Source organism: Sphingomonas sp. MMS24-J13, assembly GCF_044905095.1.
GTDB lineage: Bacteria > Pseudomonadota > Alphaproteobacteria > Sphingomonadales > Sphingomonadaceae > Sphingomonas_I.
The window spans coordinates 1,752,867-1,774,038 of the sequence record NZ_CP173258.1 but is presented as its reverse complement, the minus strand read 5'-3'; the positions used below and the strand labels follow the sequence as shown (position 1 = coordinate 1,774,038).

Below are 21,172 nucleotides of genomic sequence, written 5' to 3'. Positions count from 1 at the left end.
CAAGCGCGCTATCGGATCCGTCTTCGGGAGGGGCATTTCGCGTTCGCTGGTCGAACGCTTGCCTCGCCGTGCCTTGAGAATTGGCGTCTCCGGCACTCAAGGTTAAATCTTCGATAACCAAGTAATGATGGTTAAAACGTAAAATTACGTAGTAAGATTCCCATCTGGGCCCGGATATAAGCTCTCATCTGAAGCGATCGAAGTTTCGCTCCGGTATGTTTAGCGTAGATGGTTAAGATCGATATCGGGATTTCCGGGGTAAAACTGCCTGTTGGCCGGCTCTCGTGTTCTGATCGTTCGATCTTTACCTTCCGTAAAACCGGAGACGCTTAAAGTTCGAGCATGAAAACGCGCGCAAGTGCGTCTTCATTGTCTGTAGCCTGGGGAATCTTGACCATGAAGACGATGTTTGCAGCAAGCCTGATCGGCGCCGCTTTGATTGCCACCGCCGCGCCCGCGGTCACGGTCACCGCAGCGTATGAAGCCGCCGGCGTGCAGCAAACCAGCCGGGCTTTGGCCGGGAAGGAGGTCGCGACCTTCGACACGATGTCGGGCTGGGTCGGGTCGGGCAATATCTTCACGGGCCCGATCAGCGGCACGATCGCCAATGGCGGCTTCAACATCGGCGGTGCGAACGTCTATGGTGGCGCCGGCGGCACCGGCAACTTCGCCACCGTCTACAACACGACCACGATCAAGCTTTCGCAGGCGGTCAACTATGCCGGTCTGTGGGCGTCGGCGATCGACGGCGATTTCGCGAACTCGCAGGGCAATACGGTCGCGCTTTATTCGGGCGACACCCTGCTCGGATCGTTTGCGCTGATGCCGCTCCTCACCCATGTTTCGAACGCTTATTATGGCAATCCCAATGCCAATTTCAGCGGCATGGACTCGGGCGAGCCTTACGCTTTCTTCAATTTCGACAGCACGACGAAGTTCGACCGGATCGATATCACGCAGAATGGCGGCGGCGGCTTCGAACTCGACAATATTACGATCGGCAACATCGGCGCGGTGCCCGAGCCGGCATCGTGGGCGCTGATGATCCTCGGCTTCGGCGCGATCGGCGCTCTGCTCCGCAGCAGCCGGCGCAGGCCGACCGTTCAGGCATGATTTGATCCCCCCATTCCCGTCGGACGGGGCGGGAATGGGCGGTTCGCCCTACTTCAGACAGCCATAGAAGCCGGCGCGCTGCATCGGCCCGGTCCGCGCCGCGATCCGGTTGCCGTAACGCCGCACCATGCCCGTCGGATCGGTCGCCTCGCGCCCCTTGGGGAGCGGCAACACCGCTGCGATCCGCGCCGCCTCGGTCACCGACATCCGGCTCGCATCGTGGTCGAAGTAGCGCATCGCCCCCGCATTGGCGCCATAGGTGCCGATGCCGGTCTCGGCGACGTTGAGATACACTTCCATGATCCGCTTCTTGCCCCAGATCGTCTCGATCAGGACGGTGAAGTAAGCCTCCAGCCCCTTGCGGACCCAGTTTCGTCCCTGCCACAGGAAGACGTTCTTGGCGGTCTGCTGGCTGATCGTCGATCCGCCGCGATATTTGCGGCCGACCTCGTTGCCCTGCAGCGCTTTCTGGATCGCGGCGAAATCGAAGCCGTGGTGGCGGCAGAAATTGCCATCTTCGGCAGCGATCGCCGCGCGCGCCATATTCGGATCCATCTCGGAGAGCGGCATCCAGTCCTTGTGGACCGAACGGCCGCCGACCATGTCGCCGATCATCGTCAGGGTGATCGGCGGCGGCACGAAGCGGTAGATGACGACCATCAGGATCGAGAGGCCGAGGAACCACAAGATCGCCCGGATGATCCAGCCGACGAAGCGGCGCGGCCAGGAGCGGCTGGGGGAAGAGCGGAAGCTGCGCGCGCGGGCCATAAACTCGCAGGCCTAGCCGATAGAAAGGCGTGCGGGAACGGGGCCCGGACGGCATCGTTGGGCAGGTTTGATGCGGAGACGGAACGGATGAAGCCCCTGATGGCGCTGGCCCTGATGAGCGCGGTGGCCGGTCCCGCCTTTGCCGAAGACGGTTTGCGCGATTTCTGCGGCGATCGGCCCGGGCTCGGCACGCCGGCCTGCACCGTCGATGCCGGGCATCTGCAAGCGGAGATCGGGATCGGCGATTGGACGCTCGACCGTCAGCCCGACAGCCGCACCGATTCGATCGGCGTGGGCGATGTCGCGCTGCGCTATGGCATTACCGGCAGCACCGAGCTTCGCTTCGATCTGACCGCTTACAATCATGTCCGCACGCGCGATCGGGCGAGCGGCGCAATCGACCGCGCGAGCGGGATCGGCGACGTCACGATCGGCATCAAGCAGAACCTCAAGAATCCCGACGGCAGCGGGCTGTCGGTGGCGTTGCTGCCGTTCGCGACCTTGCCGACGGCCAAGGACGGGATCGGTGCGGGCGATTGGGGCGCTGGCCTGATCGTTCCGGTCAATTACGCGTTGACCAATGCGCTCAGCCTGGAACTGACGCCGCGGATCGATGCCGCTGTGGATGGCGACGGCCACGGCCGTCACCTGGCTTATGGCAGCACGATCGGTCTCCAGGCCAAGCTCAGCGAAAAAGCCGGGATCGGCGCCGAACTGCAGGCGATCCGCGATCATGATCCCGACGGACATAGCACGCAGGCGCTCGCCGGCCTGTCCTTCAGCTACCTGCTGCAGGAGCAGACCCAATTCGATATCGGTGCCAATGCGGGGCTCAACCGCAACAGCCCCGATCTCGAAATCTATTTCGGCATCGCGCGGAAATTCTGATCAGGCGGCCAATTCCGGGCGCGGGCCGACATACAGCGATTGCGGACGGATCAGGCGACCGGTCAGGGCCTGCTCGCGCGCATGCGCGATCCAGCCGAGGACACGGCCGGCGGCGAACACGCCGGTGAAGGCGTCCGGCGGGAAGCCGACCGCCTCCAGCAGCAGCGCCGTGTAGAATTCGACATTGGTCTGGAGCGTGCGGTGCGGCTTGGCGACACGCAGCACCTCGAGCGCGGTCCGTTCGACCTGCTCGGCGAAGGCGAGCCGAGCATGGCCGCCATCGCCCGCCAGCCGGCGCAACGCCGCCTTGAGCGCGTCGGCGCGCGGATCGCGGGTGCGATAGATGCGATGGCCGAAGCCCATGATCCGCTCCCCACGCGTGATTGCGGCTTCGAGCCAGCGCCCGGCGTCGCCGTCGCGTTCGATCGCATCGAGCATGGCGATGACCGGTCCGGGCGCGCCCCCATGAAGCGGGCCTTTGAGTGCGCTCAGGCCAGCGAGAACAGAGGAGGCGAGGCCGGCGCGGGTGGATGCCACCACGCGTGCGGCAAAGGTCGAAGCGTTGAGTCCGTGATCGCAGACGGTGACGAGATAGGTTTCGAGCGCTCTGGCACGGGCGGGATCGGGGCTGCCGGTGAGCATGCGCTGCATGTCCAACGCATGCGGCAGCGACGGATCGGGTGATAGAAGAGGCGTGCCCAAGCCCGCGCGGATGATTGCGGGCAGCAGGACGGCCGGGGCAGCGATCAGCCGCAAGGCATCGTCGAGCGTGGCGCCGTCGGGCAGGAAGGCGATGCCGGCGCGCTGGCCGTCGAATGGGCCCGCTGCCGCGAGTTCGGGCAGAACCCCGGCAAGCCGATGATGGACGTCCAGTCGTGCTTCGCCGAGCCGCCGGGGCAGATCCGCCAGATCGTCGAAGAAGCCGTCGAGCAGCAGCATCGCCACGTCTTCGAACGTCCAGCGCCCGGCGATCGCGCTCACGGCATGACCGCGGATCGTAAGCCGGCCGGCCACGCCATCGACATCCGACAACACCGTCTCCGCAGCCACCACATCGTCCAGCCCGCTCGCCATATTCCGAAACTCCTTGACCTGCTTCGAGCGGCAGATGATGCCATCACGATGTCGAATCAATCTTGATCAAGTGAATCAACTATGACGAGCTGGGTCGATCGATCGGAAGCGCTCAAGCGGCTCGGCGTGCGCGCGCAGACGCTCTACGCTTATGTCAGCCGCGGGCGGATCGGCGTGCGGCCCGATCCCGCCGATCCGCGTCGCAGCCTCTACGACGCGGGGGACCTGGACCAGCTCGCCGCGCGGCGGAAGCGCGGCCGCGCGGCACGGGACATCGCCGCCGGTGCGCTCGCCTGGGGCGAGGCCGCCATCCCGACGACGATTTCGACGATCCATCATGGCCGCCTGATCTATCGCGGGCAGGATGCGACGACGCTTGCCGCCGATGCGACCCTGGAGGCGGCAGCGAACCTGTTATGGGAGCAAGCAGCGCCCGTACGGTTCGTTGCTGGACCTGAGAGCGATCATGGTGCGGGCCCCTTTTTCGCGCTTGCGCGAAATATCGCGGGAACGCGCGCTACCGTGGGCCGATCGGGCGACGCGTTGCGTCAGGATGGTGCGACGGCGATCGGCTGGATGTGTGACGGTTTCGGCCTGCCGGCCGATCCAATACCGGTGCACCTGCGGCTCGCGCGGCTATGGGCGGTCGAAGGGCAGGCGGATCTGCTCCGCCGCGCGCTGGTACTGATGGCCGATCACGAGCTCAACGCCTCGACCTTCGCGGTTCGCGTCGCGGCTTCGACCGGGGCGTCGATCGCCGCAAGCCTGCTGGCGGGGCTGGCGACCCTGTCGGGCCCGTATCATGGCGGGGCGGGGACGGCGCTGGCGGCACTGGTGGAGGATGCCGATCGCATCGGCAGCGAGCCCGCGCTCGATCGCTGGCTGGCGCGCGGGCATGTCCTGCCGGGGTTCGGGCACGTGCTTTATCCCGGCGGCGACGCGCGCGCGGGCGCCCTGCTCGATCGGATCGCGCCCGACCCCCTCATGGCCAGGCTTGCCGATGCCGCGCATCAGGCGACCGGGCAATATCCCAATATCGATTTTGCGCTGTGCGCGCTGAAGCGGGCGTTGCGGCTGCCTGCCGAGGCGCCCTTCGTGATCTTCGCGCTGGGGCGGAGCGTGGGCTGGGTGGCGCATGCCCTTGAGCAAGTGGCGACCGGTCATCTGATCCGGCCGCGGGCGCATTATCAGGGGACGATCCCCAAAAACGGCGAAACGCCCGAAGGCTGAGCCTTCGGGCGCCCGATCCGCTATCGAATTACCCGTCATTCCCGCCTTCGCGCGAATGACGGGTAACGGTTTAACGCCTGGCCTTTAGCGGCAGCGAACGTCCTGATCGCTGCTCTTTTCGATCGCTTGACCAGCCAGCGCGCCCAGCGCACCGCCGATGAGGGTGCCGGCGACGCGATTGTGGCCGCCGTCGATCACGTTGCCGAGCACGCCGCCGCCCAAACCGCCAACGATCAGGCCGGTGGTGCCGTCATTGCGCTTGCAATAATAGCGGCCGTCGGATCCGCGATAGACCTGATCGTTCGCGGCGAGGCGACGCTCCTGATATTGCGGGCCGTCGCGATAATCGTTGCGCGCGTCATAATCGGTCGCGAAGCGGCGATCGTCATAGCCGCGCGGCGGCGGAGGCGGATAAGCGCCCGGCCCGCGAGGGGCATAAGCGCCCGGCGGCGGCGACGACGATTCCCATGCGTAGGCGCCGTTCTGTCGCTGCCAGCGAATCCGCTGGCTGAGGCGGTCCAGCCGCGTCTGGATGAAATCAGCATGCGGCGGCGAAAGCATCCCGCGGTCACGACGGCGGAATTGATCGGCCTGGCGGCGGATCTCGTTCAGTTCGGATTGCGAGCGCCGCACTTCCCAGCGATTGAGACTGCCGTCTGCCATGCTGCGATCGATCCGCCGCTGGAGAAAGGCGATACGGTCATAGGTGCTTGCCGGAGCATCGCGCCAGAAAGCGTCGCGATTCCAGCCGCCTGCGTTGCCGCCACCATAATAGCCCGGCGCGGGCTGGGCGGGAGCCGGGATGGCGCTCAGCATGCTGAGCGCTGCGGCGCCGGCGAGGATCATATTCTTCATCTATTCTCTCCTGCGAACCCTTTGTGAAAGGGACTACACGGAGAACATCCGAACTACGAAATAGTGCCAAGTTTGTTGTTTTGTCACCTTCGCGAGAGAATATCCCGTTTCCTGGTGCAATCGCCATGCCGGTGAAATCTGGAATCTCGGGCGGCAACAATGCGCACTCTTAACGCACGAGACCCCGGTTTTCGCCGGGGTCTCGGGTTTTTCGAAGCTGAATACTATGTTAACTTGCGGAAATAGCGCTGAAGTCAGGCCGGCGAAGCCAGCAGGCGGCGATCGCCGGCGATCCGCATCATCGCCTTCTGCAACTTGTCGAACGCGCGAACCTCGATCTGGCGGACGCGTTCGCGGCTGACGCCATAGACCTGCGACAATTCCTCGAGCGTCTTGGGATCGTCGGCCAGCCGCCGCTCGGCGAGGATATGACGCTCGCGATCGTTGAGCGCGTCCATCGCCTCGCTCAGCATATCGTGGCGGACTTCGGCTTCCTGCGTGTCGGCCAGCCGCTGATCCTGCAGCGGATCGGTGTCGACCAGCCAATCCTGCCACTGGCCCTCGCCATCCTCGCGCATCGAGACGTTGAGCGACGTATCGCCCCCCATCGACATGCGCCGGTTCATCGAGTGAACCTCTTCCTCGGTCACGCCGAGGTCGGTGGCGATCTTGGCGGCGTGCTCGGGGCGCAGGTCGCCATCCTCGAACGCGTCGATCTGGCTCTTCATCCGGCGCAGGTTGAAGAAGAGCTTCTTCTGCGCCGCGGTGGTGCCCATCTTCACGAGGCTCCACGACCGCAGGATATATTCCTGGATCGAGGCGCGGATCCACCACATCGCATAGGTGGCGAGGCGGAAGCCGCGATCCGGCTCGAATTTCTTCACACCCTGCATCAGGCCGATATTGCCCTCGCTGATCAGCTCGGACGCGGGCAGGCCATAGCCGCGATAGCCCATCGCGATCTTCGCGACGAGTCGCAGGTGCGAGGTCACGAGCTTGGCCGCGGCCTCGGGATCGCCATGCTCCTGGAAGCGCTTGGCGAGCATATATTCCTCTTCCGGAGCGAGGATCGGAAACTTCCGGATTTCCGACAGATAGCGGTTGAGGCTCGCCTCGCCGCCAAGGGCCGGAATCGTAGCGACGGAGGATTTGCCGCTGGACATCGTATCTACTTCTCCCTGGACCTTCATGGTCCCGGCGGGGCGTTGCCGACTCCGCCGTCTTTGAAAGTCATCATAGCAACAGATGACTGAACAGTACCTGCATGTCCGCTGGAATGTTGCTTTCAAACGCCAAAGCTTCGCTTGTGACCGGATGGATGAAACCCAGCCGGGCGGCATGCAGCGCCTGACGTTCGAACTCCAGACGAGCCAAAAGGCTGCGAACGTCTCCGCTGGAGCGCCCGTAAACCGGGTCGCCCAGCAAAGGGTGGCTGATCGAGGCCATATGGACGCGAACTTGATGGGTGCGCCCGGTCTCGAGCCGGCATTCGATCAGGGCCGCGCCGCGTAGCGGCTCCAGCACCTGGTAATGGGTGACGGCGTGCTTGCCCTGGCCCGGACCGACGATCGCCATCTTCTTGCGGTTCGACGGCGATCGGCCGAGATTGCCCTCGATCCGCCCGGCATCGTTGCGCGGCCGGCCGTTCACGATCGCGCGATAGCGCCGGTCAATACTGTGGTCGGCGAATTGCCTGGCGAGGCCGGCATGTGCGCGATCGGTCTTGGCCGCGACCATCAGCCCCGACGTGTCCTTGTCGATGCGATGGACGATGCCCGGCCGCTCGACCCCGCCGATGCCGGAGAGCGATCCCCGGCAATGATGAAGCAAGGCGTTGACCAACGTGCCGTCGAGATTGCCGCAGGCGGGATGGACGACCAGCCCGGCGGGCTTGTCGACCACGATCAGATGTTCGTCCTCGTAGGCTATGACGAGCGGGATCTCCTGCGCAACGTTATGCGCCGGCGCAGGGTTGGGCACGGCCACCGAAACCTGTGCGGGCGCAGCAACCTTGGTCGCCGGATCGCGGATCGTCTTGCCGCCGACCTCGACTGCGCCGGCCGAAATGAGCGCTTTCAGCCGCTCGCGCGATAAAGTGGGGATCGCTGCCGCAAGGGCACGATCGAGCCGCCATCCGGCCATTTCCGCCGGAACCGCTGCTTGCCTGACCTGAACCCCCGCGTCCACTCGACGCGATATGGTGCGCCGCGGCGCGATTTCAAGGGATCAGGCGGCGATTGTCACCGGCGCCCGGCGGCGACGCAGCCCGGCACCGATCGCACCGAAGCCGAGAATGAACATCGCCCAGCTGCTCGCCTCGGGCACCCCGCTCAGCAGAACGGGATCGAACGCGACGAAGGCGCCGTTGGCGCCATCGACATGGCTGAGCTTGAGCCTGCGATCGCCGGCCGTGACGGCCTGCGAGGCCACGATGTCGGAAAAACCGGTCGGCACATAGAGGCTGGTGCCATCGAACGAGGTGGGCAAGGTGACCGAGAAGAGCAGCCCCTGCGGCCCTCTGAAGCCGATCAGGTCGATCGAAGGCGCCGCCACGAAGCTGAAGCCGGTCAGATCGAGCTCGTCATTGCCGTCCGTGATAACGAGCACGGCAAGGCTGAACGAATAGACATCCACCCCGCCGACGTGGCTCAGCGTCGCCGCGCTGCCATCGCTGACCCCGACGAAGGCCAGATCGAGATTGTCGAAATTGCGTGTCACGGGGGTGGTGGACAAATGCGTGGTCAGCTTGCCCGAGAAAGTGCCGGCCAGACCGTAGAGCATCGCCGCCGATGCGGGCATCGCGGTGAAGATCGCACCCAGCGCGAATACGAGCCCAACCAGCCTCTTCATTTGTGCATCCCCCGGTGCCGGTTGGCGCGCTGTGCCGCCGGATGAGGGATCCATACGATAAGGCGAAGGCCAAATCTATTGGTATTAATAAACAGTTAACTATGAATCGCACGCACATTCGGCAATTCGGACGGGCATGTCCCGAAACAGCAGCTCAAGGCGTCGGCGATGATGGCCACGATCCCGCAAATATTGATCGATCATATTCTCGCCGAAGCCGCCGCATCGCCCGACCGTGAGGTCTGCGGACTCCTGCTCGGCACGGATCGGCGGGTCCAACGGATCGTGCCGACCGGCAATGTCGCCGCCGATCCCTCGCGCGCGTTTGAGATCGATCCCGCCGCCTTGTTCGCTGCGCTACGCGCCGAACGCAGGGGCGGGGCGGGGGTTATCGGCCATTATCACTCGCATCCGAACGGCCGCGCCGAACCGTCGCCCTGCGACCTTGCTGCCGCCGAGCCGGGTAAAATATGGATCATCATCGGCAACGGCGTCGCGCGCGCGTGGCTCGCCGAACGGAACGGCTTTCGTGAGCTGGAGTTGGTAAACGATTCGTAAGGATTCGGTGCGCTACGCGAAGAGCGGATTTTCACGCGTACCGGCCAAGATAGCCCAAGGATAATGACCATGCCCGATTCATCGGTCGATTTTGCCAGCCTGCTTTGCTCGCGGATATGCCACGATCTGCTCAGCCCGGTCGGGGCGATGAACAACGGCCTCGAGCTGCTCGCCGACGAAAATGATCCGGACGCACGCGGACAGGTGCTGCAACTGCTCGCGGACAGCGCACGCGCCTCGGCAGATCGGCTGAAATTCTTTCGACTGGCCTTTGGATCGGGCGGCGGCCTCGGTGATGCGATTGCGACGAGCGAACTGCATGCCGCGACCGAGGGGCTCGTCCGCACCAATCCGCGTATCACGCTTGGCTGGATGGTCGATGTGCCGACGCTGTCGAAGAACCAGGCGAAGATCCTGCTCAACCTGACGATGATCGCGGTCGAGGCGCTGGTGCGCGGCGGCAAGCTGGACGTCGGCGCGGAAGGGCCCGAAATCGTGGTCCGCGCCGAGGGGCCGCGGATCGTGCTCGACAAGGAGGTAAGGGCGGTGCTGGCGGGCGAGGCCGATTCCGCCGCAACTTCGCGCACGTCGCCTGCCTGGCTGATCCGGCGGCTGGCCGAAGAGGCGCATGGCACGATCGGTTTGGCAGATCAGGAGGACGGTGTCCTCATCCTCGCCGCGACGATGGGCTAGCGACACCTCCCGGGTAGGCTCGGGAAAGTCGTGGATTCATCATTAAACCCTTCTTTACGCACGCCATGCGAAGCCGCATGGCATGGACGATCTCCTCAGCGATTTTATTGCCGAGACGCGTGAGACGCACGACGCGATCGCGGGCGAGATCGTCGCGTGGGAGGCCGATCCGTCCGATCGGGCGCGGCTCGATGCGATCTTCCGCTTCGTCCACACGGTTAAAGGAAGCAGCGGTTTCCTCGATCTGCCGCGCCTCGAGCGGCTCAGCCACGCCGCCGAGGGCGCGCTCGCCGAGGTGCGCGAGGGGCGCCGCCTGCCCGACACCGCGCTCGTCAGCGCGGTCCTTGCGGTGATCGACCGGATCGCCGAGCTGACCGATGCGATGGCGAGCGGCGATCCCTTGCCCGATGGAGAAGAGACCTTTCTGATCGCCGCCCTGGCCGACGGCGCCGTGCCGGTGCGGATGCCGCTCCTCGGCGCGCCACAGCCGAACCGCGGGGTCGTGCGCAGCATCCGCCTGCCGGTGGAACTGCTCGATCGGATGATGGTGGGCGTGTCGGACATGGTGCTGGCGCGCAACGAGCTTTCGCGTCGTTTGCGCGAAATGGGTGGCAACAGCCCCGCCGACGCCGCGTTCGAACGGCTGTCGCAATGTGTCGGCGACATGCGCGAGACGATCACCCGCACGCGCATGTCGCGCATGGATACCTTGTTCGTGGCCATCCCGCGGCTGGCGCGCGATCTCGCGTCCGAACTCGGCAAACAGATCGAGCTGGAAATCGATGGCGGCGATGTCGAGCTCGATCGCGAGATGATCGAGATGATCCGCGATTCGTTGCTGCACATGGTCCGCAACGCGCTCGATCACGGGATCGAGGCGCCTGCCGCGCGGCTGCGCGCGGGCAAGAACGCGACCGGGCGCCTCGCCATCACCGCGCACCAATCGGGCAACCAGATCCTGATCGACATCGTCGACGACGGCGCCGGCATCGATACCGATCGCCTGACGCAGAAAGCGATCGCGGCCGGGATCGTCACGCCCGCGGAGGTGCTGGGGATGAATCCTGCGCGCAAGCTCGATCTGATCTTCGCGCCCGGGCTGTCGACCGCAGCGCGGATAACCGCGATTTCGGGTCGCGGCGTGGGCATGGATGTGGTTCGCGCCAATATCGAACGGATCGGCGGCACGGTCGAGATCCAGAACCGGCCGGGGCAGGGGGTCAAGTTCTCGCTGCGCCTGCCGCTGACGCTCACCATCATCCCCGCGCTCACGATCAGCAGTGCGGGCCATCACTTCGCGATCCCGCGCTCGGCGATCGACGAGATTGTTCGCCCGCGTGGCGATATCGCGTGGATCGAGCGCCTCGGCGGCGGGCTGATCGCGCATATTCGCGGGCTGCGTTTACCGGTCGTCGATTTGGCGGCGTTCATGGCTTTGCCCGATCCCGCGGATCTGCCGGACTTGCTGGTGGTGGTGCGGTCAAGGGAGGGGCAGCGTTACGCGCTCGGCGTCGATGCGGTTCACGACCATGAGGAATTGGTTGTGAAGCCCGCCGCGCCTGCTGTGATGGCGAGCGGGATCTATGCCGGCGCGACCTTGCCGGACAATAGTCGGCCGATACTGTTGCTCGATGCCGGCGGGATTGCCACCGCCGCCGGAGTGCCGGTCTTCCCGGAGGAGCCGGTCGCCGCGATCGAGGACGCCGTGCCGACCCTGCCGACCTTGCTGTTCCGCGATCTCGATGGCGTCATGCGCGGGGCACGGCTCGATGTGGTCGAGCGGATCGAGGATGTGCCGATCGCCGGGGTGGTCACTGCGGGCGGCACGCTACTGATCTCGCATGGAGGCAGGCTGGCCTCGTTATATGCGGCCGGAGCGCTGACGCCAGGGGATCGCGTCCGCGTGCTGCGCCTCACCACCAGTCCCGCGCACTTCGCCTATGCGATCGATCAGGTGGTGGATGTGGTGCCGATGCCGGCCGAGCTGGTGCCGGCCCGGACCGCCGGGCCGGTGGCGGGCGTTACGCTCTACAATGGCGATCCGGTCGAGATACTCGATCCCTTCTGGTTGTCCGCGCAGGCAACGCGCGATCTGCCGCGGCCCGGCCGCGCTCCGCTCTGCCAAGTGACCGATGCCGATGATCCCTGGGCGCATGAGGTGCTGGCGCCTCTGTTGCGACGCGCTGGCTATCGCGTCGCCTTTGCGGGCGAACCGCTCGACGAGCCGGTGGCAATCATCCTCACCACCGCCGATGTGCCCGCTGCGGCCGATGTGCCGGTCGTGCGGCTCAGGGCCGATCCCGAACCCGACACCGACGATAGTGACTCGGTCTATCGCGACGATCGCGACGCGCTGCTGTTCGCGCTCGGGAGCAAGGTCGCGCGCCGATGAACGGGTTGTTCCTGCTCGCGCGCATTGCCGGCGAGATTGTCGCCCTGTCGGCCTCCTCGATCGGATCCGTGGTCGAGATCGACGATATCGCCTTCGTGCCACGCGTGCCGCCGCACATTGCCGGTCTGTTCGCGCTGCGCAGCCGCGTCCTGACGGTGATCGATACGCGGGCGGCGCTCGGCCTCGGCGGGATGATCCGCAATGACGATTTGATCGCGATCGTCGTCGATTATGACGGGCATAGTTATGCGCTGTTGGTCGAGGCAGTGGACGACCTGATCGAGGCGGGCATCCCCGATCCCTGCCCGGTGGTCGCGTCCTGCTGGCGGCGTGTGGCGGAAGGGATGATCCGGCACGGGGAGCAGACCGTGATCGTCGTGTCCCCGGCGGCGTTGATCGCCGGGCCGGACGCAATCGCAGCCTGAACACCGCTTCGTTAACAGCTTTCTTAACCGGAGGGGGCTAGCCTGGCGTCGGCCGGTTGGCCTGGGGGATTTCCGGACGATGAAAAGCTGCCTCGTGGTCGACGACTCGAAGGTGATCCGAAAGGTCGCGCGCCACATTCTCGAAACCCTCGATTTTGCGGTCGACGAGGCTGGCGACGGGCAGGAAGCTTTGGCGCATTGCCAGGCTTCGCCACCCGATGTGATCCTGCTCGACTGGAACATGCCGATCATGAGCGGGATCGAATTTCTGCGCAATCTGGGCGAGGTCGGTTTGCCGCACCGCCCCAAAATCGTGTTCTGCACGACCGAAAATGGCGTTGCCCATATCCGCGCCGCGATCGAGGCGGGGGCGGACGAATACATCATGAAGCCGTTCGATCGCGAGACGCTGCAGAGCAAGCTTCAGCTCGTCGGCGTCGCCTGAGTACCGGGCATGGCCAGCGTGCTCAGCATGGATTTTCGCGAACGCGACGACAGCCCGATCAGGGTCCTGATCGTCGACGATTCGGTCGTGGCGCGCACCGTGCTGGCCCGGATGCTCGATGATCGCGCCGATTTCGAGGTGGCGGGCCTTGCCGGCAGCGCCGCCGCGGCGCTTGCCATGCTGACGAGCATGCAGGTCGATATCATCCTGCTCGATCTCGACATGCCGCAGATGAACGGGATCGCCGCGCTGCCGGCGCTGATCGAGCGGGGCCGTGGCGCGCGCGTGCTGGTGGTCTCCTCCGCTTGCGCAGAAGGCGCTTCGTCGACGCTTGCGGCGCTCAGCCAGGGCGCCGCCGATACCTTGCTCAAACCGGGCGTGACATCGTTTGCGGGGCGTTTTGCGGACGAACTATGCGATCGCCTGTGCCGGATCGCGCGCTCGATCGGGCCGGTGCAGACGATCTCGCCGAACTTGGCGGAGAGACCGGCAAGGGTCTCGCAGCGGCTCGATTGCCTTGCCATCGGGGCCTCGACCGGCGGAGTCCATGCCCTGTCCGAATTTTTCGGGGCATTGGCGGCGGATTTTGCCGCACCGATCCTGGTGACGCAGCATCTGCCGCCGCCATTCATGCCGCATTTCGCCGATCAGTTGCGCGAGATGACAGGGCGGCCAGCCCGCGTCGCGGCGCCGGGCATGCTCCCCAATCCGGGAGAGATATTGCTTGCCCCCGGCGATGCGCATCTGACCCTCGCGCGCACGGGCAGCGTCATCCATGTGCGCTTGGAACGCAGCGCGGTGCCGTCCGGCTGCCGGCCCTCGGTCGATCCGATGCTTGCCTCGATCGGCCGGCTGTTCGGCGCGGGCGCGCTGGGTGTCGTGTTGAGTGGCATGGGGCGCGATGGGGCGAACGGCGCCGAGCATCTGGTCGCTGCGGGCGGCGCGATGCTGGTGCAGGATGCGGCCAGTTCAGTCGTGTGGGGCATGCCCGGCGTGATCGCCAATGCCGGGCTGGCGCAGATGGTGGCTCCCCCCGCCGAACTCGCGCGCCGCGTTTCGAGCTGGGGACAGGCGGGCATAAGCCGGTGGATGTAACCTCGCTCGCCGCGCGTTCGCTCTCCGGTCTGCTCGAACAGGCGACCGGCCAGCAACTCGTCACCGGCCGCCGCTGGCGGATCGAGACCGCGCTTCAACCGGTGATGCGCGCGCACGGCATTACCAGCCTCGATCAGCTTGCGGGCATGGCCTTTCAGCCGGCGGCGCATGATTTGCGCAACGAAGTGGTCGAGGCACTGCTCAACCACGAAACCTCGTTCTTCCGCGATCTGGCGTCGTTTCGCCTGCTCGGCACGGAGGGACTGGAAACGATGGCGCGACGGCGCACGGCGCAAAAACGCCTGCGCATCTGGTCGGCCGGTTGCTCGACAGGGCAGGAGGCTTATTCGGTCGCGCTGCTCCTAGCCGCCAGACCCGATCGCTGGGCCGGCTGGACGATCGAGATTCTGGGTACCGATGTTTCGCCCGCCGCGATCGGGCAGGCGCGCGACGGTTTATATTCGCAGTTCGAAGTGCAGCGGGGGCTGCCGATCGGCGAATTGCTCGCGCGCTTCGATCCCGAAGGGGAGGCGTGGCGGATCAAGCCGGCGCTCCGATCGCGGGTGATGTTTTCGGTCCACAATCTGCTCGATCGGCCGCCAGAAGGCGTGTTCGATATCATCCTCTGCCGCAACGTCCTGCTCTATTTCACGGCCGAGCGCCGGCGCGCCGTATTCGATCGATTGACCGCCGCCATGGCCGCCGACGGACTGCTGATACTCGGTGCGGGCGAGACCATCCTCGATCAGAGCGAGGCGTTCGAACCCGATCCCGATCTGCGTGGTTTCTACCGCCGCACGGGGCAGGCCTGAAATCGCTGGCGTAGAGGGGCCGCACAAGGCTATTTGCGGCGGCGCATGTACGACGCCATCATCGACAGCCCTTCGCCAAACTTCGACGAGCGCACGCTGCCGATCAGCATCATCGTGATTCACTATACCGGGATGGAGGACGGCGCCTCCGCGCTCGCCCGGCTGCGCGATCCGGCATCCAAAGTGTCCTGCCACTATCTCGTTACCGAGGATGGGCAGGTGGCCCGGCTGGTCGACGAGGACAAGCGCGCCTGGCATGCCGGCAAATCGCACTGGCGCGGGATCGACGACGTGAATTCGGCCAGCATCGGCATCGAGCTCGTCAATCCGGGCCATGAGCATGGCTATCGGCCTTTTCCCGATGCGCAGATGGGCGCGCTGATGCGGCTGATGTCGCAGATCAGCGAGCGGCACGGCATTACGCGCGGCAATATCGTCGGCCATTCGGATATCGCGCCGACCCGCAAGGTCGATCCCGGCGAATTGTTCGAATGGGACCGGTTGGCGGCGGTTCGCCTCGCGCTGCCGCGTCCGCGCAAGCATCTGACCGACCCCGAATGGTCCGACGCGGCGTTCCTGTTGGCGCTCGAACGCTTCGGCTACGAGGTGATCGACAGCGAAGCGGCGGTGCGCGCCTTCCAGCGGCGTTTCCGGCCCGAGACGATGGACGGCGTGATCGACGGCGAATGCCGCGCGATCCTGCTGTCGCTGCTCACCGGCGGCGACAAGGGGGCCGAGAAGAGATTGGCAGAGGGCTACTTCTAGACACGCCCTGTTCCGGCGAGGACCTTTACTTGCCAAGCCATGCCGCCTACCGCCGCCGCCGCCAGAGGGTCGGGCGGCCGCCGCTCGCGTAAGCGAGGGGAGGAAAGTCCGGGCTCCGCAGAGCAACGGTGCCGGGTAACGCCCGGCGGGCGCGCCGGGAACGGCGCGTTCAGGGACAGTGCAACAGAAAGCATACCGCCCGCCTTGGCCCGCAAGGGCTGCGGGTAAGGTCGAAAGGGTGCGGTAAGAGCGCACCGCGCTTCCGGTAACGGCAGCGGCACGGAAAACCCCACCGGGAGCAAGACCGAATAGGGATGGCATATGGGCCGGCTCGGCTCCGTCATCCGGGTTGGTTGCTTGAGGCGGCGCGTAAGCGTCGTCCTAGAGGAATGGTCGCCCAGTTCCGGTTTGCGCCGGAATGGACAGAACCCGGCTTACAGACCCTCTGGCATATTGTATCTTTCCGCCCGGCTCGATTTGATCGATCCGAAGCGGGGGGAGGATATCCATGCTGTTGATGGCTTTGGTGCTGGCGCAGGCTACCGTACCCGTTGCTGCACCGCCTGCCGCGCCGACCACGCTCCAAATTCAATTCGATCGCGCCAATGTGGCGCTCGGTGCCGAGCAGTGGCAGCAGGCGTATGACGGTTTTACGGCCGCCGAAACCTGGCCGGGTGCCAGCGCCCGTTCGCGCGGCATTGCGCAACTGGGCAAGGGCCTGGCCTTGCTCAAGCTGCGCCGTATCGAGGATGCGACGGCCGCTCTCCGATCAGGTCTCGCGCTGACATCAAATGCCAAGGCGGCGGCGGGGATGTTCCGCGTCGAGGGAGCGCTTCAACTCGCCCAGATCGATTTTGCCGACTATGACTACGAAGCCGCGCGAGCGCTGTTCGAACTGGTTCTCGCGGAAAGCAAGGACGTTGAATATCGTCAGGCGGCTTTGCTCGGGCTCGTCCAGATCGACATGTTCGACGACCCAAAAAAGGCATTGGCTGAGATCGACGACGCGATCGCCATGGCGGATCCGGGCAAGAAACAGAAGACCTCCGACGCGACCCTACGGGACATGCGCGGCCGTGTGCTGATGAACAGCGGTGATTATGCCGGCGCGATCCGTGAACTCAACAAGGCGGTTGCCGATCAGGGCGGGGTTACATCGCGAACTGATATCAGCGACGTGGTCGTCCGCTCCGATCTTGCCATCGCCAATTCGCGCGCTGGCCATTCGTCCGAGGCGCATCAACTCATGGCCATGACCGGCGCGGGGCGCATGCCGGACGATGTGTTCGCGCGTGCTGCGCAGATGGATCTTCCCCCCTGCACCGACGCGCTTCGGCCGGACGACGTTGCCGTGATCGAGTTCGGTGTCAATCCCGAGGGGGCCGTATTTTACGCTGCTCCGATCTACGCCTCGCGTGTCGGGATGCCCGTGCTCGATCTTGCGCGCGCTGTGCGGAATTGGGCGTGGCGGGTCGACGACATAGCCCGCGTGCCGCTCTTCTATCGCACTGCGACGCGTGTCGAGATTCGCTGCTCGACCGCTGTCGATCGGCCGGCGGTTTCGGTCGCGTTGATGGATGAGGTATCGCGCTGGTTTACCTCCAGAGGCGCCGGCGCGAGCGACGGCGCGGAAACGGATCCCTCGGTCGCATCCCTGCGGGCCGATATCGAGCGCGCCGGGGCGCCAGGCGGGAACCCGGCCTTGCTCATCCGCCTGCTCGGACAATTGGGCGATAGCAAGCTCGCCGATTATGCGACGCGCACCGCAGCGCTGCGCCGGGCCTTGGACTTGGCGCAGTCCCAACGTGCCGCACCGGCGGTCATCGCCTGGCTGCTCATCAGCCAGGGTGATGAGAACGGTAGGCAGGCGGGCTGGCGGGCGGAACGCATCGCGATGCTGCTGCGCGCCGCTTCAACCGCTGAATTTTCGACCGATGCGCGCGCGCGGGCCGCGCTAATCCTCGTGGCGGCCGATCTGGCGCGCCATAACAGTGACGGTGGCGCCACGATCGCTCCCCACCTCGCCATCGTTGCGCATGACGATCGGCTGGATGCGCATGATCCGTTGCGGGTGGGCGCGTTGCTGCGACTGTCGAACTTGCAGGCGAAGGCCGGCGATCTGACAGCCGCGCGGGCATCCTATCTGGGCACGGGCCTCAACAGCCAGCAATGTGCGCTGGTCGATGCCCAGCCGGCGATGAAACGGCAGGGGCTTTCCAGCAAGGATTATCCCGACGATATCGTCGCCTGGGGCGTATCGGGCTGGTCGCGGGTCGAGTTCGACATCACGGCAGACGGTATGACGACGAGGCGACGTGCAATTCTTTCCTATCCGCCGTTCATCTTCGACGAGGTGGCGGCGCAAGGCATTAAGAATGCCCGGTACACGCAAAGTTATCGGCCGGAAGGCGGGCTCGGCTGTGGCGGGGCGACCATCAACGTCAATTTTTACGCGCGTCCCGACCTGGCAACGAGCAAGCCCAAGGGAAAAAAGACATAGCCGTGATGGTCTTTCGGCCGCCTCGCCTTATGTAGCCACCATGGCGCGCTTCACACGTTCGAACGACTGGGGATTCCCTCGCTGGCGCGAATATGGCAGCGAGCGTGGCGCGACGGCGGTCCGCATGTGCGATCGCGACGGCTGCGACAAGCCCGGCGATCGGCCTGCGCCGAAATCGCCCAACAGCCCCGAACGCTGGTATTTCTGCGAGGAGCATGCCGGCGAGTATAACCGCAACTGGAACTACTTCGAGGGCCTGTCGGCCGAGGAAGCCGCCGCGCGTGAGGCGAGCGAGCGCGGCGAGGGTTCGGCCTACGAGCAATCGCGCCACTATCGCTGGGCCGGGCCGGGCGACGGCACGCGCTCGCGCGACGAGATCCGTGCACTCGAGGTGCTGGATCTGGAGGTCGACGCCGATTTCGAGGAGGTGAAGGCCGCGTGGCGCCGCCATGCCAAGGCCAACCATCCCGATGTGCGCCCGGGCGACGAGAAAGCGGCCGAGCGGTTTCGCGCGGTGCAGGCGGCGTATGATGTGCTCAGGCAGGCCGAGGAGCGGCGGGCGGCCTAATCTCCTTCTGCCGTCATCCCAGCGAAGGCTGGGATCTTAGGAGGATTGTAGGCCACCTCGTCCCGCCCGAGACCCCAGCCTTCGCTGGGGTGACGGTACAGGGAGGGGCTCACCCCTTCGGCATCACCACCGTCGGCGCATCCGCAAATGGGGTGATCCCGAACTTCGGATAGACCTCGCTCGGATAATAGAAGGTGCCGTCCTTCACCACCATCGCGATCGTCTTGATCGCCTTCAGGTCCTTGGTCGGATCGCCGGGGATCAGGAAGAAATCGGCGAGCTTGCCCTTTTCGATCGAGCCCATCTGCTGGTCCTGCCCGGTATAGACCGCGCTGTCCCAGGTCGCGCGCTTGAGGATCTCGGGCGCGGTGAAGCCGGCCTGCTGGTAGAGTTCGAGCTCGCGGTGATAGGTGAACGAACCGCCCGTGTCGGTACCGAACACGATGAAAACGCCGCGATCGTGCAGCATCTTCGTCACGGCGACCAGCTTGCCGAATGCCTGGCGGTAGGCGAGGTCGTCGCCCGGCGCGGACGTGTCGATCCATGCCTTCATCTTGTCGCGTTTGTCGCCGATCGGCAGGTGATCGATATAGTCGACCGCGCCCGGCGGCACCTGCCCGTCGCGGTTGAACATCAGATTTTCGTGGATGCCGAGCGTGGGGTCGATGGCGGACTTGTGCTGGACCATCAGATCGATCGAATGCTGGACGCGCGGGCTGTTGAGATCGAGCGCGGGCAGCCGCTTGAGCGCGGTCAGGCGGAAGAGGGTGCGGGTGTCCTCGTCGGGCTTGATCACCCATTGCAACACGAACTGGTTGATGTGGGTCGCCTCGTCGAAGCCCGCCTCGATATCGGCATCCTCGGTCGAGAAGGCCGGGACGTGGCCCGCGACCCTCATGCCGAGCCGGTGCGCTTCCTTCACCAGCGCGGGAATCCACGCCGGGTTCATGCTGTTGTAGCTCTTGATCTGCCAGAAACCGCGCGCGCCGTACCAGCGCACCGCGTCGATCGTCGCCTGCTCGCTGTCGACGAGGATGCCGTTATTGGCGCTATAGGGGCTCTTGCCTTCGATGAAGCCCGAACGGATGACGTGCGGGCCGCCGATCTCGCCCGCGTCCATCCGGTCGATCAATTTGGCGAGCACGGCATTGTCGTTGCCCATGTCGCGCACCGTGGTGATGCCCGCGATCAGGTTGAGGAGGGCATCGTCCTGGCCGATATGCGCGTGCATCTCGTACATGCCCGCCACAAGCGTGCCGCCCTTGCCGTCGATCGTGACTTCGCCCGGCGTGGCCGGGCTGTCGAGCGGCTCGACCGCGGCGATCTGCTTGCCGCTGACCAGCACCGAGACCGGCGCCGTCAGCGTCGACGTCTTCGGATCGAACAGGCGGACATTGGTTATCCGCACCGGCGCGCCATAATTGTGCGCCACCTCGCGCTGGATCGTGACGAAGCGTTGGGTCGACCAGTCGGCGGCGAGCTTGCGCAGGCGCACCTGCTCGTCCTCATAGCCGGCCCGGATCGTGATCGAACTCGGGCTGACGCTGGCGAACAGAGTGCCCTTGTCGTCGAGCAGCATCGTCTCGGGCGTCGTGCTGATGCCGGTGAGATCGTAGCGCGTCACCTGCAGCGGGCCGCCTTTACCCTGGACGGTTAACGTCTCGCCTTTCTCCAGCCGCAGCATGCCGCCGGGGAGCGCCGGCATCTTCATTCCGGGGCTTTTCAGCAGGGCCTGGGCATAGATCTGGTCGGAGAAGGGGCTGCCGCTCTGCGCGACATAGACGGCGCGCTCCTTGGTGACAGCGCCCCCCTTGCCGGTCGCGTCCGTCCAGCTCGCCTTCGCCCCGGTCTGCGAAAACGTCTCGGAAACCTTGCTGCCGAAGGTGGTGGTGCCCGTGATCGTCCAGCTGGTCGGCAGGCCACTCGCGCCGAACAGGATCGTCTCGGCCATGGTCGGCCCGCGGCCATTGTTCTTGACGTTGTAGTCGATCGTCGTGCGGTTGCCCTGCGTGTCGGCGATGACATGGCCGACATTCTTGCCGCCGAAGATCACGCTGTATGTGGCGGTCTCCGCGGCGAGCGGGGCGAGGGGGAGGGCGGCGAGCGCGAGGGTGAGGGCGGTTTTGCTGATCATCGGCCGG

The 21,172-nt window shown here is 65.4% G+C and carries 20 protein-coding genes and 1 other RNA gene; 14 read left to right on the top strand and 7 right to left on the bottom strand.

What is annotated here, in order from left to right:
- Positions 1 to 396: 396 nt before the first annotated feature.
- Positions 397 to 1,113, top strand: coding sequence for a PEPxxWA-CTERM sorting domain-containing protein (locus tag AB4Z44_RS08380; protein ID WP_404713593.1), 717 nt, complete (start codon positions 397 to 399; stop codon positions 1,111 to 1,113).
- A gap of 48 nt (positions 1,114 to 1,161) precedes the next feature.
- Here AB4Z44_RS08380 and mtgA read toward each other — a convergent pair whose 3' ends face one another.
- Positions 1,162 to 1,881: a monofunctional biosynthetic peptidoglycan transglycosylase gene (gene mtgA / locus AB4Z44_RS08375; RefSeq protein ID WP_404713592.1), complete on the bottom strand. Its 720-nt coding sequence runs from the start codon at positions 1,879 to 1,881 to the stop codon at positions 1,162 to 1,164.
- Between the two features lie 87 nt (positions 1,882 to 1,968).
- Here mtgA and AB4Z44_RS08370 point away from each other — a divergent pair, with 87 nt between their 5' ends.
- Positions 1,969 to 2,769 (top strand): transporter, encoded by an 801-nt coding sequence (locus tag AB4Z44_RS08370; RefSeq protein WP_404713591.1) that lies wholly within the window; start codon positions 1,969 to 1,971, stop codon positions 2,767 to 2,769.
- On the opposite strand, the gene AB4Z44_RS08365 is transcribed toward AB4Z44_RS08370, so the two are convergent.
- Complete coding sequence (locus AB4Z44_RS08365; protein WP_404713590.1) at positions 2,770 to 3,843, bottom strand: citrate synthase/methylcitrate synthase; 1,074 nt, start codon at positions 3,841 to 3,843, stop codon at positions 2,770 to 2,772.
- A gap of 81 nt (positions 3,844 to 3,924) precedes the next feature.
- Between AB4Z44_RS08365 and AB4Z44_RS08360 the strand changes: the two genes are divergently transcribed.
- Positions 3,925 to 5,073, top strand: a complete 1,149-nt coding sequence (locus AB4Z44_RS08360) for a citrate synthase (RefSeq protein WP_404713589.1) — start codon at positions 3,925 to 3,927, stop codon at positions 5,071 to 5,073.
- Between the two features lie 84 nt (positions 5,074 to 5,157).
- Here AB4Z44_RS08360 and AB4Z44_RS08355 read toward each other — a convergent pair whose 3' ends face one another.
- The 4 genes from AB4Z44_RS08355 to AB4Z44_RS08340 all read right to left on the bottom strand — a co-directional run bounded on the left by AB4Z44_RS08355 (position 5,158) and on the right by AB4Z44_RS08340 (position 8,778).
- A complete protein-coding gene (locus AB4Z44_RS08355) occupies positions 5,158 to 5,928 on the bottom strand; it encodes a glycine zipper 2TM domain-containing protein (protein ID WP_404713588.1) in 771 nt (256 codons plus the stop codon).
- A gap of 254 nt (positions 5,929 to 6,182) precedes the next feature.
- Positions 6,183 to 7,091, bottom strand: coding sequence for an RNA polymerase sigma factor RpoH (gene rpoH, locus AB4Z44_RS08350; protein ID WP_404713587.1), 909 nt, complete (start codon positions 7,089 to 7,091; stop codon positions 6,183 to 6,185).
- A 70-nt stretch (positions 7,092 to 7,161) separates the two neighbouring features.
- Positions 7,162 to 8,115 (bottom strand): RluA family pseudouridine synthase, encoded by a 954-nt coding sequence (locus tag AB4Z44_RS08345; RefSeq protein ID WP_404713586.1) that lies wholly within the window; start codon positions 8,113 to 8,115, stop codon positions 7,162 to 7,164.
- 39 nt (positions 8,116 to 8,154) lie between these two features.
- Positions 8,155 to 8,778 (bottom strand): PEPxxWA-CTERM sorting domain-containing protein, encoded by a 624-nt coding sequence (locus AB4Z44_RS08340; RefSeq protein WP_404713585.1) that lies wholly within the window; start codon positions 8,776 to 8,778, stop codon positions 8,155 to 8,157.
- 168 nt (positions 8,779 to 8,946) lie between these two features.
- Between AB4Z44_RS08340 and AB4Z44_RS08335 the strand changes: the two genes are divergently transcribed.
- The 11 genes from AB4Z44_RS08335 to AB4Z44_RS08285 all read left to right on the top strand — a co-directional run bounded on the left by AB4Z44_RS08335 (position 8,947) and on the right by AB4Z44_RS08285 (position 19,031).
- The gene (locus tag AB4Z44_RS08335; RefSeq protein WP_404713584.1) at positions 8,947 to 9,336 is read left to right on the top strand and encodes a M67 family metallopeptidase; all 390 of its coding nucleotides are present in this window, start codon (positions 8,947 to 8,949) and stop codon (positions 9,334 to 9,336) included.
- 63 nt (positions 9,337 to 9,399) lie between these two features.
- The gene (locus tag AB4Z44_RS08330; protein ID WP_404713583.1) at positions 9,400 to 10,029 is read left to right on the top strand and encodes a histidine phosphotransferase family protein; all 630 of its coding nucleotides are present in this window, start codon (positions 9,400 to 9,402) and stop codon (positions 10,027 to 10,029) included.
- Positions 10,030 to 10,111: 82 nt separating this feature from the next.
- Positions 10,112 to 12,421 (top strand): chemotaxis protein CheA, encoded by a 2,310-nt coding sequence (locus tag AB4Z44_RS08325; protein WP_404713582.1) that lies wholly within the window; start codon positions 10,112 to 10,114, stop codon positions 12,419 to 12,421.
- Complete coding sequence (locus AB4Z44_RS08320; protein ID WP_404713581.1) at positions 12,418 to 12,846, top strand: chemotaxis protein CheW; 429 nt, start codon at positions 12,418 to 12,420, stop codon at positions 12,844 to 12,846. Before AB4Z44_RS08325 ends, AB4Z44_RS08320 begins: the two co-directional genes overlap by 4 nt.
- A 79-nt stretch (positions 12,847 to 12,925) precedes the next feature.
- A complete protein-coding gene (locus AB4Z44_RS08315; RefSeq protein ID WP_404713580.1) occupies positions 12,926 to 13,291 on the top strand; it encodes a PleD family two-component system response regulator in 366 nt (121 codons plus the stop codon).
- Positions 13,292 to 13,300: 9 nt separating this feature from the next.
- The gene (cheB, locus tag AB4Z44_RS08310) at positions 13,301 to 14,386 is read left to right on the top strand and encodes a chemotaxis-specific protein-glutamate methyltransferase CheB (protein WP_404713579.1); all 1,086 of its coding nucleotides are present in this window, start codon (positions 13,301 to 13,303) and stop codon (positions 14,384 to 14,386) included.
- Complete coding sequence (locus tag AB4Z44_RS08305; RefSeq protein ID WP_404713578.1) at positions 14,377 to 15,198, top strand: CheR family methyltransferase; 822 nt, start codon at positions 14,377 to 14,379, stop codon at positions 15,196 to 15,198. Before cheB ends, AB4Z44_RS08305 begins: the two co-directional genes overlap by 10 nt.
- A 45-nt stretch (positions 15,199 to 15,243) precedes the next feature.
- Positions 15,244 to 15,963 (top strand): N-acetylmuramoyl-L-alanine amidase, encoded by a 720-nt coding sequence (locus AB4Z44_RS08300; protein ID WP_404713577.1) that lies wholly within the window; start codon positions 15,244 to 15,246, stop codon positions 15,961 to 15,963.
- Positions 15,964 to 16,024: 61 nt separating this feature from the next.
- An RNA gene (rnpB, locus tag AB4Z44_RS08295) (RNase P RNA component class A) lies at positions 16,025 to 16,416 on the top strand.
- Positions 16,417 to 16,471: 55 nt separating this feature from the next.
- Positions 16,472 to 18,463, top strand: a complete 1,992-nt coding sequence (locus AB4Z44_RS08290) for a hypothetical protein (RefSeq protein ID WP_404713576.1) — start codon at positions 16,472 to 16,474, stop codon at positions 18,461 to 18,463.
- 40 nt (positions 18,464 to 18,503) lie between these two features.
- Positions 18,504 to 19,031 (top strand): J domain-containing protein, encoded by a 528-nt coding sequence (locus tag AB4Z44_RS08285; RefSeq protein WP_404713575.1) that lies wholly within the window; start codon positions 18,504 to 18,506, stop codon positions 19,029 to 19,031.
- 109 nt (positions 19,032 to 19,140) lie between these two features.
- Here the strand turns inward: AB4Z44_RS08285 and AB4Z44_RS08280 are convergent, their stop codons facing one another.
- Positions 19,141 to 21,165 (bottom strand): amidohydrolase family protein, encoded by a 2,025-nt coding sequence (locus AB4Z44_RS08280; protein WP_404713574.1) that lies wholly within the window; start codon positions 21,163 to 21,165, stop codon positions 19,141 to 19,143.
- Positions 21,166 to 21,172: the final 7 nt, after the last annotated feature.